Below are 15,489 nucleotides of genomic sequence, written 5' to 3'. Positions count from 1 at the left end.
TGCCAAAGATAGGTTAGGCAAGGCTAAATTTAAAGTCAAGACCTGTTTTAGTGGAGCCGATCTAACTCAGCAAAGATGCCCGAGTTAAACGCAAAAGCCGCCTGGGCCTCAGAAATAAGCGCCGCCCGCTCCGCTTCTACCAATCGCATCTCATCAATACGCTGCCGGTAACCATTACGGTAAGGCGGAATCTTCCCGATCGCGGTGAAGTCGTAGAAGTTAAGCGCATCCGGATCAATCCCATACAGTGCACCTAACCGCGCCGCAATAACCTGGCCGCCGGAAATGTCACCGAGGTAGCGCACGTAGTGATGCGCCACAACCTCAACCGCGTGCTCAGGTGCAGCCAACTGCTCAAGGCGGGCCACATAAGCCGCGGTAGCCGGCAAGATGCGAACCTTATCACGCCAATCCCCTCCCAGCTGCCGAGTCAGATCGACTTCGAGAGCATCACGGCGCTCCAAACGCGGATCGGCCACAGCACTCGCGGTTGCCGTTTCTGCCACGGCACGCACGGCTCGCTCCAACGCCTCATACACAAACCACAGCTGACCGGTCAGATCGGCGACAGCTTTGGCATCTAGCTCGCCCGCCATGAGTCGCTGCATAAAACTCGATCCCTCCGCCCCCTCGTGGGCACGCGCAGTCGCCTCGCGCAAAGCCAGCGATAACGGTTGATCCAGTGCAGTGGTCATAAATTCTCCTTAGAAAAGTAACGCTTACCTAACTTACTGAAACCAATTTAAAGTTAGGGTCGCCTAAAAATCAATATTTGAGGAGAAAATCAACCAAAAGAACTACCAGTCTATTTTTCCGCTCAAACGCTCCAAGCGCTGCAAGCTCGCACCGTCCAAGCCCCGGAATTCCACCTCGACCCCGCGGTCGGCATGCTTTTCCTGCACCGAATCCAGCGTCGCCACCGTGGAGGCATCCCAAATTTCGGCGCCACTTAGGTCAATAACCACGCGCTCTTCCGGCAACGTGTAGTCGAAGGCATAAACCAGATCGTTCGAGGACGCGAAGAAAAGCTGCCCGCGCACGAAGTAGGTGTTTCCTTCCAAGTCCACCGACACGAAATGCGCCACGCGGCGAGCAAAAGCCACCGACGCCGTCAGCACGCCAGCGACCACGCCCACTGCCAGGTTGTGGGTGAGCAAGGTGCCCACCACGGTTACCAACATGACCACTGTTTCCGAAAGCGGCATAAGCCGCAGCGTGCGCGGGTTAATCGAGTGCCAATCCACGGTCGTACCAGCGACAATAATCATCACCGCTACCAACGCCGCCATAGGAATGCGGCCGACGGTCTCCCCCAAGACCACGACGAGGATGAGCAGGAAGACGCCGGCGAGGAACGTCGACAAGCGCGTGCGTGCCTGCGCGCCCTTCACATTGATCATGGTCTGGCCAATCATCGCGCACACACCCATTCCACCAACCAGAGCGGACAAGATGTTTCCCACGCCTTGGCCTAAGGACTCGCGCGTCTTATCGGAGTGCGTGTCCGTAAAGTCGTCGACAAGCTTCGCCGTCAGCAGCGATTCCATCAGCCCCACCAGAGCCACGCCAATCGCGTAAGGAGCGATGAGCTCGAGCGTCTCCAGATTCAGCGGCACGTTCGGGATAAACAATCCCGGCAGGCTCGTAGGCAGCTCACCTTGGTCGGCCACGTCCGGGACCTCCCACCCGAATGCAATAGCCAACACCGTGACCACCAGGATGGTCACCAAAGGCGCAGGGATCACCGTGGTTAGACGCGGCAGCACCAGCATGATCACCAGACCCACGCCCACCAGCACGTATGCCATCCACGGGACGTCGCGCAGGTGCGGCAGCTGCGCGGTAAACATCATGATGCCCAAAGCGTTGACGAATCCGGTCATCACCGAGCGCGGGATGAAACGCATGAGCTTGGCGACGCCCAGCATCGCCAAGATGATCTGCAAGATGCCGGCCAACATGATGGTGGCCACCACATAGTCAAGGCCGTGACTGTACGACAACGGCGCAATAACCAAGGCCACCGCGCCCGCCGCCGCAGAAACCATCGCGGGGCGTCCGCCGGTGAACGCGATGGAGATTGCCATGATCACCGAGGCAAACAAACCCACGCGCGGATCGAGCCCTGCCAAGATGGAAAAGCTGAGAACCTCAGGAATCAGCGCCAGCGCTACCGCGAGGCCGCCGAAGACCTCCATACGAAAGCGCGCTGGCGAAGAAAATGCGTATTTAAAACTGCCGAGAACAGAAGTAGGTGCGGGTTGCGTAGATGCAGGTGCTGGTTGTTGAGACACCGCACATACTCTAGCGGCCCCTAGGCCCCTTCCCTAAAGGAACCGTCAGCAGTGATAACAGGCAGAACCGACCACGCAAAATTGATCCAGGCATCTGTCTTTTTCCACGAGAAATCCGGCTCAAAGATGGTCGTGGGCTTGGTGTAGATAACGGCTGACTTCACCTCGGCGGCCGTTTCCGCCAGCAGGTTGACCACGAGATCGAGAGTCTTTCCAGAATCAGCCACGTCATCGACCACCAGAACCTTCTTGCCCTGCAAGGAATCGGTATCCAGCTGCGGGTTAAGCAGAACTGGCTCGGGCAGGGTCTCCCCGATGTCGGTGTAGAACTCCACGTTGATTGCGCCCATTTCTTTGACGCCGATTGCATAGCCGATGGCGCCTGCTGGGATGAGGCCGCCGCGGGCGACACCCACGATGAGCTCAGGGAACCAGCCGGAATCCACAATCTCCTGAGACAGGTGCCGGGATGCTTCACCGAAGACCTCCCACGTCAGGTTTTCGCGATCAGGGTGGTACCACTCGGGCTGGGTCATGGAATCTATTCCTTGGGAAACGACGATTTTCGATCCAGCTTAGTCGCATGCCCCGCTCAACGAAATGGAATCTCCCCAATGGTGCGACGCAGCTTGCGAGTGCGGAGTCGCTCGGGATTCTCTGCGAGGGTCTCCATCGCGCGCACGGCACACATGACGTGCGCCTCCTTTGAGTTTGAATAGAAAGCTTGCGCGCCCGCTGGCAGCTTGGGCACCGCGTGCAACGGAAGATCCGACACGGACAGCAGCGTGCCGTAGGGGATGCGATATCTGTACCCATTCGCCGCGAGCATGCAGGACTCCATGTCGATGGCCACGGCGGTCGAGCCACGCAGCCACTCCCACAGCTCGCGCGGGGTGCGCCATTCCCAGTTGCGGTCCGCAGTAGACAGGACGGTGCCCGTGCGCATGAGTTCGTTGTCGGCGCCGTAGACCTCCTCGACGGCGGCCTCGAGCATGCGCTGGACCTCCGGGATGGCAGGAATGGGAACGTCGACGGGAATGGCGCGATCCAGAATGTGATCATCGCGCTGATAGGCGTTGCCGAGGATGAGGTCGCCGATGCGCATGCGGCCGTCGAGGCCCGCGCAGTGGCCAATCATGATCCACGCCTCCGGACGCAGCACCGCGAGGGAATCCGTGATGGTCTTCGCGTTGGAAGGACCCACGCCGATATTGATCATCGTGATGCCATCGCCGTCCGGCGTCGTGAGATCGTAGCGCGGCATCTGCACTCGGGTTTGGAGGTCTGCGACCTCGACACCCCCGGCGGCATCGGCAGGCACCGTGCGCCCATCCGGTAGAACGAGGGAGTCATAGCGGGAACCCAGCGCGCGCAGGCCAAAGCGCATGAACTCCGTCATGTGCATGCCGTAGTTCGTGAAGAGAATGTACTTCTGGAGCGAGTCGACCTCGATGCCGGTGTAGTGCTCAATGCGCGCACAGGCGATGTCGAAGCGCTGCGGACCGAAGTGGAACAGCGGCTTGTCGCCGCCGTGGAAGACATCCCAGTGGCCATCGATGATGGCGTCGTGGACCTCGTCGAGCGTGGGCCGCGGAACCTCCGCCGGGCGCTGCTGCGGGACCATCTCGACGCCCTTGATGTACTCGGGTGGGATGCGCACGTCCGAGGGGCCGACAAAGATCTCGCACGGGTAATTCTCGGTGAGCCGAGTGAGCTGTTCCTCCAGGTATCCGCGCAGGAGGTGCGGCTTAGACAGCACAGCGACGTACCGGCCGGACTCATCCACGTATCCGAAAGGCTCGGAGCGGTCGATGGGGCGCCATTCCTTGACGTCGACGACGATCTGCGGATAGACGACGTGCGCGTAGTCCGCGTACTCGCCCTTCTCGAGGCACACGCGCGCACGCTCACACGAGGATTCGTAGAGGTCGATGAGACGCTCGACTGCTGCGGCCGCGTCAGGAACAGGCAAAAGCTGGGTCATAGCCCCCAAGTGTATTAGCGATCCGCGTCCTCGGCATCCGCGGCAATTGCCCCCGACAAGCGGTCGAGCTCCGACTTCAGCATCTGGATATCGAGTCCAGAGGCGGAGAAACGTTCCATCTGGCGCCGCGGAACGTCCTCGGCATGGTCACGCAGCGCCCGCCCCTGGTCTGTCAGCTTCACAACGCGACGGCGCTCGTCCTGCGGATCAATAGCGCGCGTGAGCAAACCTTGCTTCTCCATGCGGCGCAGCAGAGGGGTCAAGGTGCCCGAATCTAGCCCCAGCTCGGCCGAGAGCTCCTTCATCGTCACCGGATCCTCATGGCCCCAGAGCGCTAACATGGTGACGTACTGGGGATAAGTCAGCCTCATTGGCGCAAGTACGTCCTGGTAAGACCGCTGGACGGCATGGCTCGCTCGGTAGAGGGCGAAGCATCGTTGGTTGTCCAGTTCCAAAGACGCGTGTGACATGTCTCTAGTACAACGCACTAGGGTTGCGCACAATTAAATTGCGTACAAGGAAATCAACGTAAGGACCCCATCATGGAACCGCTCTACACCACCGAAGCACTCGCAACCGGTGCTGGCCGCAACGGCCGCTCCGTCGTTAAGGATTCTGATCTGGACTTCGATCTGGCCGCTCCGAAGGAAATGGGCGGCTCGGGCGACGGCGTTAACCCGGAGCAGCTTTTCGCCGCCGGCTACGCCGCTTGCTTCCACGGTGCCCTGCAGCTCGTAGCCAAGGGCGAAGGCGCCGACCTGGGCGAGTCCTCCGTGGGCGCTCGCGTTTCCATCGGAAAGGATGAGACCTCCTTCGGTCTTGCCGTTGAGCTCGAGGTCACCATCCCCAACCTGCCGCACGACGAGGTACAGAAGCTGGCCGACAAGGCACACGAGGTCTGCCCGTACTCCAAGGCAACCCGCGGCAACATCGACGTCAAGGTTTCCGTCGTCGAGAATTAATTCCCACCCCTCGCGGTAGCTCGTCCCCCGACTACCGCTTCCAGAGATAAACGAAGGCCCGTCAGCTGCGCACTGACGGGCCCTCTCCCCATGACTAATCTTTCGGCACTCACCTGGAGAAGGAAGTGGAGCGCAACCTTCCTGGCAAGCAACCGCCCGTGATTAGGCAAGGCTTAGTTTATAAACCTTTAGTTGGATGGTCAAGGGGGAACGAGAACTTTCTCCCGCGATCCCGTGAAAAATCATCGCTACCACTAATGATTCCGAAAAATTAATGTATCGCGGCACGAAATAGGATGGGAGTTATGGCAACAGAATCGTTCAAAGAACCGCTCAAAGAACTCGAAGCCCTCATCTCCGAGGGACTCGGACGGTTTTGGCGTTCAGACCCGACTCCCCCTTCCGTCAGCTACGACGCCACCGAAGGCCTGCCGGAGACACCGGCGGCGGAACAAGTTTCAGACTCTCCGCGCCATGGCATCACCACCCCTGCGCCCGCTAACGCCTTGCGCGAGGAAGTGGCCGACGAAATCGCCGAGCTATTGCGTGCCGAGCGCCGCAGCTTCTTCGACCTCGACTTTCGCCATCCACGCGGGTCCGCAGGCGACGACCACGAGGCAGAGACCGCAGCACGCCTGGCATCGCTACCGCTCGGCGCACGCCTGAAGCCACGCGGCGTTTTTGAGGACGACTGGGCAGCGCGCCCGGATGAAGACCACCCATGGCCCATCATTCTCATCCATGGGACGACGGATACGAAGGGCGTATGGCAGCTGCTCGGCTCCGAGCTGCGCGAGGATGGCTGGGCCGTGTTCGCACCGGACTATGGCGCCCGCGCCACCGGCCCCATCGCCGCCTCCGCCGATCAAGTCGGCGCGTATATCGACGCGGTCCAAGCCGTCACCGGCGCGGAGCAAGTCGTGCTCATCGGACACTCCCAAGGCGGTATCGTCGCCCGCTACTGGATGCATAACCACGATGCGGTGGACCGCGTGCGCCACATCATCTGCCTGTCGGCGCCCAACCACGGCACCACCCAAGGCGGAATCGTCAGCTCGTTGATTTCCAACCGCCGCCAAGAACACGTCATGCGCTCCATCATCGACGCTTACTTCGGCCCAGCTGGTATGGAACAAATCGTGGGCAGCGCGACGCTGAACGAGCTCAACCACAACGGTGACCTGGCCCCCGGTGTGAGCTACACATGCGTGGCCACCAAGCAAGACTCCATCGTCGTGCCGCCGGAAACCTGTTTCTTGGATCCCGGCGACACTCCCAACGGAACGGTGCGCAATGTCTATGTGCAAGACGTCGACAAACGCGCCGTCGTCTTACACATGGATATGCCCATGGACAAGCGCGTGCGCGCCATCGTGCGCACGGTGCTCAAACAGCTCTCCCCCACCCAGGACAATCCTAACGACGCCCAAAGCCACGCTCTTGCCAACGCGGGTCACACCGACTCGGATTAAACCCGTGCAGGTTCGCTAACGCAGGCGTGCCAGCAGGGAATCAAGGACGCCGGACTGCACGATGGCACCACCGATGACCGCAAACATGCCGCCCAGAGCGGTCAGCGCCAACACGATATTCCACACGTTGGAAAAAGAAGAGCCTTCTGGGTCCTTCCCAGGAATCTTTCCTTGGTCGTCTGTCCCCTTTTCCGGCTTCTTCTCTGGGTCCTTCCCAGGAATCTTTCCTTGGTCGTCTGTCTGGTCCTTGCCCTTCTCGTCGCGGCCCGGCTCGGTCTGCCCCCCCGGGGTGGTCTCGGTGCCCTCATCGGCAGGACCCTTACACTCGGACGCGGTCTTCAAGGTCACCTTCACATCATCAAGTTCCGGCTTGTATTCCTTGTTGTACAAGCCCATGAAGATCACGTCGATGCCCTCGATGTGCTGGATCTTCTTCTCGCGATCGTAGTAGGTACCCGCCTTCGGCTTGTACGTCACGTCGGTCGCATTCAGCGTGAGCGTATCGCCGTCCTTCGACCATGCGGCATTACCCTCAGCGAAGGTATCCTTGCCCGACTTCTTGTTTTCTTCCGTGCGGTCCTGCGGGGTGTATTCCGTCATGCCCTTGCCCGGCACGTAGTAGCCCTCGTAGGACGTGCCCGCCTTTGCCTGCGCTGCCTCCGTGAGGACATAAGGCGAGAGCATCTTGGTGTACAACGCGCCGTGGTGGCCCTCAAACTCCAGCGTCGAATCCTTGGTTCGAATATCGGCTTTCGTGACGGTGCCGTCTTCGCCCAGGCTCACCGAGGACGCAGAAGGATCCACCTCGAAGTGGAACTGGAAGTCTGCTCCGCCTTTGTTGCCCTCGTCCTGCGTCACCGCGCCAGACGTGGTCCACTTACCCTTCGCGATGGGGCCGGTGATGTAGCTGCGGAAAGATTGCTTGATGCCCCAATTCACAGTGCCGGAGACAACGCGGGTCTCCAGGGTCTGGCCAGCGGCACACGTGGGGGCATCAGCAGCAAACGCTGCCGGAACGGTCAGCGCCGAGGCAGTCAGCGCCAGCGCGAGAGAAGAAGAGACAATACGCATGAGTTAAGACTCCTTTAGTAGATAGACAAAAGACTGCTCGGGATCGGCGGTCTGACGCCGCGCCGGATGGACTGAAATGTGGCCGTCCGCCTCCCTCACCTGGATGGGCCAGCGATAGACCTGCGACAAAATCTCGTCGGTGTAGACCTCGCGCACCGGGCCGGCGGCGGCAACTGCCCCGTCTGCTAAGCACACGATGTGATCGCAATAGGCCGCAGCGGCACCCAAATCGTGGAGTACCACGAGCACCGCCACTCCAGCCTGCGCCGCAATCGAGCGCACCAATCCCAAAACTTGTTCTTGGTGGCGGATATCCAGCGCCGCAGTCGGCTCATCGAGGAGAATCACCGGGGTCTGCTGTGCCAGTACACGGGCCAACGCCACACGCGCACGCTCCCCGCCAGAGAGCGTGGCAATATCGCGGCCGGCCAAGTGCGTCGCATCCACCGCCGCAAGCGCTGCGTCGATGATCGCGTCGTCCTCGGCCTGCCGGGCGGTGCCCTCCCAAGGACGCCGGCCCATGGCCACTACATCTCGCACGAGAAACTGGAAGGACACAGTAACGTCCTGCAGCATCACCGCACGCGCACGGGCCAACGCCCCTGGGGAGGACACCGCCGGATCCTGCCCCACGAGGGAAACGGAACCGGTGTAATCAATATCGCCGGCGATGGCCGCCAGCAGCGTGGACTTGCCCGCACCATTCGGGCCGATGAGGCCGGTGACCTCCCCTGGGCGGGCGACAAGGGAGACATCCGAAAGCAGGTTCCGCTCGCCGATCGAAACGGAAAGATTCGCAACGTTAATCATCAGTGCATTCCTTTCTTCATCATCCGGCGCAACAGCACGAAGAAGGTGGGGCCACCCACGAGCGCGGTAAAGATACCGATGGGAAGGTCGGCGAAAGGAATAAGCGTGCGCGCAGCGACGTCGGCAAAGCCAATGAGTACGGCGCCCGCCACCGCAGAGGCTGGCAGCAAGACCCTGTTTTCTGGGCCCATGATCGTGCGCAGCAGGTGCGGCACGATAAGGCCGACGAACCCAATGAGTCCAGCGAAGGCAACTGCGCCGGCGGTAAGAATAGCCGAGGCAGCGATGGCGATAATGCGCAGTCGCTTGACGTCAACGCCAGTGTGTTCCGCGGCGCGCTCGCCCAGCGCGAGCACATCGAGCTGGCGGCCAAGACACAGCGCGATGGCCATCCCGACGAGGGCGATGGGGAGGACCACCCACACGTGTTTCCACTGGGAGCCGTTGAGCGAACCCATTTGCCAAAAGATGATCTGCTCGCGGTTCGAAGTGGGCGCCAGGTACATCATGAAGGAGATGATGGCGTTGCACACCGCGTTGATGGCAATGCCGGTCAGGATCAGATTGACCACCGCCACACGCCCTCGTGAGCGCGCCAACTGATAGATCAGCGCGGTAACCAGCAGCGCCGTAGCAAACGCCGCGAGCGGGACCGTGAAGGTACCCAGGACGGAGATATTAAAGACGATTACCACGGCCGCGCCCACACCGGCACCGGAGGTCACGCCCACGATGGAGGGCTCAGCCAGCGGGTTGGCGAACACGGCCTGCATGAGCGTGCCCGCCACGCCCAGGCACGCGCCGACCAAGAAACCGAGCAGAATGCGCGGCAGGCGGATCTGCCACACGACATTGGCCGTCAAGCCACCATCAGGGCCCGCGACCATAATCTGCACCAGGTCACCCAGCGCGACGTAGTACTGCCCCAGCGCGAGCGACAGGACGAAGGCGACACCAAGCAGCGCCGCGAGCAATACGAATACACCACGCCGCAGGCGAGAGCGTCGCGCGAAGACCTCCGTGGAGGCCGCCGGTTTAAGCATTGTCTGGGTCATAGATTGCCTGCGCGAGTTTGAGAAGAGTCTGTCCGGTCAAGGGCCCGAAGGCGAGCGATTGCCCGTCTGGGATGGTCACGATCCGCTGCTTTTGGCCCGCGGTGGTTTGTGCAATGCCAGGGCGCTCGAGGAGGCCTTCGACGCCGCCGGTCGACTCCAGGCCGCCCGTCATCATGATGATGACCTCAGGGTTAATCTTTGCCAAAGATTCGGCGTTGGCAGGTTCGGCGTACGAGAGGTGGTATTCGGTGCCGAGGTCTACGCCGCCCACACCCTCAATGAGGTCCTTGGCGCCCGTGCCTTCTCCCATGATGAAGAAGATGCCGCCGTTGCCGCGCGCGTAAAGGAACGCCATGCGCATGGGCTTCTCCGGCACGATGTCTGCGATGGCCGCCTTATCTTTTTCGATTTCTTCGACGGAGCGGTTGGCCAGCGTTTCGCCGTCGTCTGGCAGACCCACGACCGCGGCCAGGTTTTTGATGTCCTCGTCCACCGAGTCAATGGTGCGTTTCGGCTCCATGACTACGGTGGTCACTCCTGCGGCGCGAATCTGGTCGATGGCGTCGCGCGGGCCGATCGAATGATCGACGATGAACAGCGTGGGCCGGAGCTCGAGCACGGCCTCCACGTTGATGTTGTGTCCGCCCTGGGTCACGACGGGGCGATCGGCGATAGCGTTTTCCGTCGACGACACCGTGCGACCCACGATATTGTCCGTAAGCCCCAGGCCCTCGAGGGTTTTCGTATACGTACCGTAGAGATCCAATGCCACGATTCTGGACACATCCGTAACGGAGACGTCGTAGCCGTCAGCATCCGTGAGCTCCACCGGCAGAGCGGGAGTAGGCGACTCCGTCACCGCGACGACATCCTCGAAATCTGTCACATTCGACACGCCCGTAAACGAGCGCGGGTCTTTGGCCGACTGCGCGTCTGGGAGGGCTTCGCGCAGCTGCGCGTCTTGGGATTCATAGGCGCCTTGGACGCCGCACCCCGTGAGGGCGAGGACACACGCCAACGCCACCAAAAGTCGTTTCATGCGAAACGAATCCTTTCTCAAGTCTTGGGTAAAAAGGGGTGCGCTACGCCGGGTTGCGCAGGACGACGGAGCCCATGGAACCGCCGGCGATGGCGAGGCCTGCGATAAGCAGCAGGAGCCACGTGGTCGCCTCCGGCGAGGAGCCCGAGGCTGCGGCCTTCTTGATCTGGAAGTTGCCGCTGCCGTCTTCATAACCAGACGTGCTCGTGCCGTCCGCGGCCTGCAGGCCGTTTCCCGCAGAGCTTTCCGATGCCGCCCGCTTTGCCGCCGCAGCACTCTGACCGCCGGCAGTCGTCACCGCACCAGTGTTTGCCGTAGTTCCACTCACTCCGGCGCAGTCCCCGGATCCACCAAGTTGCGCGTGCAACGAGAGCGGATCAAGGGTCGTGCCCGGCTCATAGAAATTCGCGAACGCATCATTTCCCGCTGCAGTCAGCGTGACGGTGGCTTCGCCGTCGACGGCAGAGTCACTCACGTCGAGCTGGCTAAACGACATGTCTCCGAGCACCGTGCGTCCAAAGTCCTTGCGCTCGCCCTCCATGTTGGAGGAACGCACGTCAGCGATGAGTTGACCGCTCGTCCCGTTGAACCGGACTTCTAGGTTCGCGATAGTGAGATCGAGGACCCCGTTGTGGCCGGTAAAATGCATGGAGCCGCCGTAGCGGATGGAACCTGACCGCGCCGCTGTATCCACATCTCCGCCGTTGCCCGTGAACTGGAAACGCGAGTTGTCGTACCCTACGCCGTCGAGCGTCCAGGCGCCCTTGGCGATGGAGCCGGTGATATACGACTGGAAGGACTTCTTGACGCCCCACTCGGCGGTCGCAGCCTGCACGCCCGTGGCTACGCAGGTTTCTGACTGCCCTCCACTAGCCGCGGACCCGGGGTCTTGCGACCGCGCGGTTCTTGTGGTTCCAGTAGTGCCGGAAGTACCCGAAGTACTACCCGAAGCACCCGAAGGGTTCGCGGTGCCCGAAGTGCTCGCGGTGCCCGAAGTGCTGGCGCCCGACGTGCCTGAACCACTGGTGGTGCTAGTGGTCGTACCCGTGGCGGCATCCGTGCGAGAACGGAAGGATTTTAGCTGGTCTAGGAAGGACTCCGTGTTGCCCATGAAGGTGGTCAGGCCATTCATGGTGTCGTTCGTTTCCTTCAAAATCGCCATAGCTTCTGCATTGCGACCGGTAAACGTGCCCGAGATTGTCCCCAAGGACTTCGAACCGCTGCCTGAACCGCCAGAAGCCCCGCCGCAGCTGCCGTCCGTGGCCACGGTCCCTGACGAGGGGTCCATCGACTGTCCCGCCTCATAGGCGATAAAGAGTTTGTGCCCTTCGTCGGTGAGCCTGACGTCGCCGGAAAGGTCGAGCGTGCGTGCGGACGCGTCGACGGGTTGCGCTAGATCAATCCCCGCGATGACCACGTTATCTCCGGTAATCCGCGGGCCGCGTGCGGACTTATTCACCATGTCAGATTCATAAGAGACGTAATCCACCACGATCGCCGCCCGGTTGCCGGAGGCCTGAATCTTCCAGTCCGTCAGCGTCATATCCAACAGATTGTCGCCGCCGTAGTTGTGGCCAGTGAAGTGGATGACGCCGCCAAAGGGGACGGTGACAGTATCGCCGTGTACGGAGGCCTTACCCGGAGTGAAGGTAAAAGCACCGTCTGCGCCGGTTTCGGAACCGGTAAAACCAATGCCGTCCGTTTGCCACTTGCCTTTGGCGACTTGGCCTTGGATATAGCTTCGGTAGGACTGCTTAATGCCCCAATTCCAGGAGCAGGTTCCGGCAGCCGAGGCGACAGGAGCGTTGAGCGCGACCGAAGGGAGTGCGATGAGAGCACTGGCAGCAAGAGTGCCCAATATTCGACGGAGAATCACGGATATAGTCCTCATGAAGTAATGATGAGACGAACAAAAAGAATCAGAAGTTAGGCTACACATACCTATGCAGTTTTGCATAGGCTACACTAACCTAAGTTAGGTAAGCAACCCCCAACAAAGGACACTCTTATTCCGTCATGACATCGTCGACTACCAGCTCCTTCAAAAATCTGTATCCCGACGTAGACCCCACGCGTGGGTTACCTCTCAGCGTCTCCGAGCGCCTTGCGCTGTCTCTCGCGCTCGCGATTGCAGCCTATGGAGCCGTAACCGCAGACATGCTCATTGCAGGCGCCGGCATGGCCTTCACCCTCATAGCCTCGGTGCTGCAACAGCACAAGACCGCGCGTCGGATTCGCTCCGAAGCGCGCACTCGCTTCCCCAGCGAAGACTGGGCCGAACACCGCGCCACGCGGCGGTTCAACCTCGGCGTCCTGGTCCCTTTGTGGGTCGGAATCATCATCGCCTTGTGCGCGGCCGGATACTGGTTCGTGCCGCCCGAATATGCAACTCCCGCCGCCATCATCATCGCGGTTCTCGTTGCCCTGCTCGCCTGGTTCATGCCAGGCATCAGCCCCCTGTGGCGAGGCAAGCAGACCGATCCCCCGGCACCAGAGGAAGACACCGACACCGCAGTCATGTACTTCGAGAAGCTTTAGGCTTGCCGCACCCCAGCCTTACACATCAAGCAGATCCAGTAGCTCATCAAAAGCTGGCGCGACCTGCGTGCGCCACAGCGTCGTCGCCTTCGGGTCGCCGCGTCCGGGGCCGCCGTTAATCACAGAGACTTCCTTGCCCTGTTTGAGCGCGTCGAGCATGAAGCGGTATCCGCTCATCACCGCGAGCGACGACCCAACGACGATCAGCGAACTCGACCGCGCCAGCAAATCCCGCGCTGCGTCCCGCCGCTCCGCCGGAACCGGCTCGCCGAAGTAGACGACGTCCGGCTTGAGCAACTCCGATCCGCAGCGGATGCATGGAGCCATCACGAACTCGTCCACCGCCTGCTGCGAGAGCGCGACGTCGCCGTCCGGGTTAACTTCATCCGCGCGCACGACCCAGCGCTCCAGATAGCCCGGATTCGCGGCAGCCAGCCGGGCATCAAAGGCCCTACGGTCTTCTGCATACCCGCAGTTCAGGCAAACAGCATGCTCCATATCGCCGTGGAGCGGGATAAGCGTTTCAGTTCCGGCTTCTTTATGCAGGCCGTCCACGTTTTGCGTCACGATGCCGGAGAGCAGCCCGGCGCACTCCAGCTCCACGAGTGCGTAGTGGGTACGGTTCGGCCTCGCCGCATCCATGACTCGCCAGCCCACGAACGAGCGCGCCCAATAGCGGTGGCTCGCGGCGGAATCATAGCGAAATTCCTGATACGTCATCGGCGTATGCCTCGATAGCGACCCTTGAGGGCCGCGGTAGTCCGGGACGCCGGAATCCGTCGACACGCCCGCTCCCGTGAGGACCATGACCCCGCCGGCACGCAGTTGCTCAGCGACCCGCTCCGCCGCGTGCGGGGTCGGCTCAGTTGTCTCGCTCACCACCCGCTGGATAGACCGCAGCGCGGAGCGGTGGGCAAGTGCAATGCCCGGATCCTGAAAAGCCATGTCCGCCAGCTTACGCGGGCAGGTGCTCCTCGTAGAGCCAATCCGAGTCCAGCTCCCCGTGGCGCGAACACTTCGTGCTCCAACCATCCGGGCGGACCTGCGCCACCATGCGGCGGCCACAGATCTGGCAGTAGCGCGGCACATCCAATCCCGCCGCTGCCGCCGGGTGCAGGTGCGCCTCATGGAAAGGCTCACCCGTGTTCGGGTGGAAAATAGGCTCCTCGCCAGCCAGAACGGCAGCCGCTAGCTCGTCCACTAGAGGGCCTTAATCGGCAGGTCGATGCGGCCCAGCATGTCGACGTCCTTCTCGATCTGGCGGCCAAGCGTGGTCAGGTAGTTGCCGGCGATGATGGCGTTGATGCCACCGAGCAGGCCCTTCTCCGTGCCGTCGTCGCCAAGCGAAAGCTCGCGGCCGCCTGCAAAGCGCAGGGTCACAGACGGCATCGCCAAGCGGAAAGCAGCAACGGCACGCAGCGCCTCACCCAGCGGGACCAGCGGATAATCCGCGAACGGGGTGCCAGGACGAGGATCGAGGAAGTTCATTGGGACCTCGCAAGGCTCGATCTGCGCGAGCTGGTACGCGAACTCCGCGCGATCCGCCAGAGACTCGCCCATACCGATGATGCCGCCGGAGCAGACCTCCATGCCCACGGCACGCACGTTGTCGAGGGTCTCCTTGCGCTCTTCCCAGGTATGCGTAGTCACCACGTTGGGGAAGAAGGAACGGGAGGTCTCCAGGTTGTGGTTGTAGCGCTGGGCGCCCATGTCCTTGAGGCGCTGCGCCTGCTCGCGCGTGAGCGTGCCGAGCGAGCAAGAAATCTCGATGTCTACCTCATCCAGGATGGCGGGGATTGCCTCCGCGACCTGGGAAAGCAAGTTCTCATCCGGCGACTTTACGGCGGCAACGATGCAAAACTCCGTCGCACCAGTCTTGGCGGTCTTCTTGGCGGCCTCCACCAGCTCAGGGATATTGAGACGGGCAGCGCGCACTGGGGACTCGAAGAGGCCTGACTGCGAACAGAAGTGGCAGTCCTCAGGGCAGCCGCCGGTCTTGATGGAGATGATGCCCTCCACCGAAACGTCTGGGCCGCACCACTTCAGACGAGTCTGGTGGGCGATGTCTGCGATTTCCTCCAGCTGCTCATCCGGAACCTGCAGCACTTCCAGCAATTCTTCTTGGCTGAGACCAATACCCTGGCCTAGGGCTTTATCACGGGCGATATCGATAATGCTCATGGAGAGCAGCGTACTTGAACAGCGTTCAAATTTTGCTAAAAGCACCCAATTTTATCGGCTCTTCCGGTTTTAGGGTGCATTGA

Annotated in this window: 16 protein-coding genes; 3 read left to right on the top strand and 13 right to left on the bottom strand. The window is 61.3% G+C overall.

The features are described from left to right. Positions 1-47: 47 nt before the first annotated feature. From HMPREF3153_RS11335 to HMPREF3153_RS11315, 5 genes are all read right to left on the bottom strand, one after another. Positions 48-695 carry a biliverdin-producing heme oxygenase gene (locus tag HMPREF3153_RS11335; protein WP_049062316.1) on the bottom strand — a complete coding sequence of 216 codons (648 nt, stop codon included), beginning with the start codon at positions 693-695 and terminating at the stop codon, positions 48-50. A 102-nt stretch (positions 696-797) separates the two neighbouring features. Next, positions 798-2,294 (bottom strand): SulP family inorganic anion transporter, encoded by a 1,497-nt coding sequence (locus HMPREF3153_RS11330; RefSeq protein WP_070420917.1) that lies wholly within the window; start codon positions 2,292-2,294, stop codon positions 798-800. A 20-nt stretch (positions 2,295-2,314) separates the two neighbouring features. Continuing rightward, entirely contained in the window at positions 2,315-2,830 is a 516-nt protein-coding gene (locus HMPREF3153_RS11325) for a phosphoribosyltransferase (protein ID WP_046645785.1), read from the bottom strand. A gap of 56 nt (positions 2,831-2,886) precedes the next feature. Next, positions 2,887-4,278 carry an AMP nucleosidase gene (gene amn, locus HMPREF3153_RS11320; RefSeq protein ID WP_070420916.1) on the bottom strand — a complete coding sequence of 464 codons (1,392 nt, stop codon included), beginning with the start codon at positions 4,276-4,278 and terminating at the stop codon, positions 2,887-2,889. 14 nt (positions 4,279-4,292) lie between these two features. Then, positions 4,293-4,748 carry a MarR family winged helix-turn-helix transcriptional regulator gene (locus tag HMPREF3153_RS11315; RefSeq protein ID WP_070420915.1) on the bottom strand — a complete coding sequence of 152 codons (456 nt, stop codon included), beginning with the start codon at positions 4,746-4,748 and terminating at the stop codon, positions 4,293-4,295. Between the two features lie 72 nt (positions 4,749-4,820). Between HMPREF3153_RS11315 and HMPREF3153_RS11310 the strand changes: the two genes are divergently transcribed. Together HMPREF3153_RS11310 and HMPREF3153_RS11305 are read left to right on the top strand one after the other, a co-directional pair. Then, complete coding sequence (locus tag HMPREF3153_RS11310; protein ID WP_070420914.1) at positions 4,821-5,240, top strand: organic hydroperoxide resistance protein; 420 nt, start codon at positions 4,821-4,823, stop codon at positions 5,238-5,240. A 296-nt stretch (positions 5,241-5,536) separates the two neighbouring features. Then, positions 5,537-6,712, top strand: a complete 1,176-nt coding sequence (locus HMPREF3153_RS11305) for an esterase/lipase family protein (protein ID WP_052953157.1) — start codon at positions 5,537-5,539, stop codon at positions 6,710-6,712. A 15-nt stretch (positions 6,713-6,727) separates the two neighbouring features. Here HMPREF3153_RS11305 and HMPREF3153_RS11300 read toward each other — a convergent pair whose 3' ends face one another. From HMPREF3153_RS11300 to HMPREF3153_RS11280, 5 genes are read right to left on the bottom strand one after another with little or no spacing between them, the layout of a single operon-like run. After that, positions 6,728-7,783, bottom strand: a complete 1,056-nt coding sequence (locus tag HMPREF3153_RS11300) for an HtaA domain-containing protein (RefSeq protein ID WP_070420913.1) — start codon at positions 7,781-7,783, stop codon at positions 6,728-6,730. A gap of 3 nt (positions 7,784-7,786) precedes the next feature. Continuing rightward, on the bottom strand, positions 7,787-8,593 hold the full coding sequence (locus tag HMPREF3153_RS11295) for a heme ABC transporter ATP-binding protein (RefSeq protein ID WP_046645788.1): 807 nt from the start codon (positions 8,591-8,593) through the stop codon (positions 7,787-7,789). Then, entirely contained in the window at positions 8,593-9,648 is a 1,056-nt protein-coding gene (locus HMPREF3153_RS11290; protein WP_034657278.1) for a FecCD family ABC transporter permease, read from the bottom strand. Before HMPREF3153_RS11290 ends, HMPREF3153_RS11295 begins: the two co-directional genes overlap by 1 nt. Beyond that, on the bottom strand, positions 9,629-10,687 hold the full coding sequence (locus HMPREF3153_RS11285) for a heme/hemin ABC transporter substrate-binding protein (protein WP_005530549.1): 1,059 nt from the start codon (positions 10,685-10,687) through the stop codon (positions 9,629-9,631). Before HMPREF3153_RS11285 ends, HMPREF3153_RS11290 begins: the two co-directional genes overlap by 20 nt. A 43-nt stretch (positions 10,688-10,730) precedes the next feature. Continuing rightward, a complete protein-coding gene (locus tag HMPREF3153_RS11280) occupies positions 10,731-12,578 on the bottom strand; it encodes an HtaA domain-containing protein (RefSeq protein ID WP_070420912.1) in 1,848 nt (615 codons plus the stop codon). A 125-nt stretch (positions 12,579-12,703) separates the two neighbouring features. On the opposite strand from HMPREF3153_RS11280, the gene HMPREF3153_RS11275 reads away from it, so the two are divergent. After that, a complete protein-coding gene (locus HMPREF3153_RS11275) occupies positions 12,704-13,225 on the top strand; it encodes a hypothetical protein (protein WP_070420911.1) in 522 nt (173 codons plus the stop codon). Between the two features lie 18 nt (positions 13,226-13,243). Here the strand turns inward: HMPREF3153_RS11275 and HMPREF3153_RS11270 are convergent, their stop codons facing one another. Genes HMPREF3153_RS11270 through bioB form a run of 3 tightly spaced genes read right to left on the bottom strand, consistent with a single transcriptional unit; the run spans position 13,244 to position 15,406 of the window. Next, positions 13,244-14,170, bottom strand: a complete 927-nt coding sequence (locus tag HMPREF3153_RS11270; protein WP_070420910.1) for a Sir2 family NAD-dependent protein deacetylase — start codon at positions 14,168-14,170, stop codon at positions 13,244-13,246. A 10-nt stretch (positions 14,171-14,180) separates the two neighbouring features. Then, complete coding sequence (locus tag HMPREF3153_RS11265; protein WP_005530559.1) at positions 14,181-14,426, bottom strand: biotin synthase auxiliary protein BsaP; 246 nt, start codon at positions 14,424-14,426, stop codon at positions 14,181-14,183. Continuing rightward, entirely contained in the window at positions 14,426-15,406 is a 981-nt protein-coding gene (bioB, locus tag HMPREF3153_RS11260; RefSeq protein ID WP_005530561.1) for a biotin synthase BioB, read from the bottom strand. Before bioB ends, HMPREF3153_RS11265 begins: the two co-directional genes overlap by 1 nt. Between the last annotated feature and the right edge of the window lie 83 nt (positions 15,407-15,489).

The sequence above is a fragment of the Corynebacterium sp. HMSC06C06 genome, from assembly GCF_001807295.1.
GTDB lineage: Bacteria > Actinomycetota > Actinomycetes > Mycobacteriales > Mycobacteriaceae > Corynebacterium > Corynebacterium striatum.
This window is presented reverse-complemented; position numbering and strand designations above follow the sequence as displayed.